This is a genomic window from Amycolatopsis sp. SID8362, assembly GCF_010550475.1.
Classification (GTDB): domain Bacteria; phylum Actinomycetota; class Actinomycetes; order Mycobacteriales; family Pseudonocardiaceae; genus Amycolatopsis; species Amycolatopsis eburnea.
Map to the genome: position 1 here is coordinate 1 of NZ_JAAGNB010000276.1, position 665 is coordinate 665.

The 665-nt window shown below is 75.0% G+C and carries 1 protein-coding gene; it reads right to left on the reverse strand.

Annotation, left to right across the window (positions count from 1 at the left end):
* Positions 1 to 80 precede the first annotated feature (80 nt).
* Positions 81 to 665: class I SAM-dependent methyltransferase (locus G3I65_RS09070; protein WP_160695692.1), on the reverse strand; the 585-nt coding region annotated here is incomplete at its 5' end.

The following is a 665-nucleotide window of genomic DNA, read 5'->3' on the forward strand; positions in this document are numbered from 1 at the left end:
CACCGCCGGCGGGGCGGCGATCGGCGGCAGCAGCGGGTCGAGCGCGGCGAACCGCGCGTTCTGCTGCTCCTCCAGCGAGGTCACGAGCGGTGCGTGCGGAAGATCGCCGTGCCGGGGAAGAGCTTGCCGCGCAGGGGGCTCCACTGGCCCCACACCCGCGTGTGCCCGGCCGGCCACTCGGGCTCGACCAGGTCGTCCAGCGCGAAGCCGGCCGCGGCCAGCGCGCGCACGTAGTCGCCGAGGGTGTGGTGGTACTCGACGTAGGTGGCGGTGCCCTCGTCGTCGACCTCGACGTACGGGGTCCGGTCGAAGTACGGCTGGGTGACGGTGAGCCCCAGCGGGCCCGGGTCGTCGGGGAAGATCCACCGCATCGGGTGAGTCACCGAGAAGACCCACGGCGCGCCCGGCCGCAGCACCCGGTGCACCTCGGCGAAGACCGCGTCCACCGAAGCGACGAAGGGGATGGCGCCGAAGGCCGAGCAGGCCGCGTCGAAGGTGCCCGAGGCCAGCGGCAGGTACTCGGCGTTGGCCTGCACGAGCGGCACGGCGAGGCCGGTGCGCGCGTTGCCCTCGCGGGCGTGGCGCAGCATGCCGGCGGAGAGGTCGGTCGCGACGGCGTGCGCGCCCTGCTCCGTGAGCCAGCGCGAGCACGCGGCCTGCCCGCA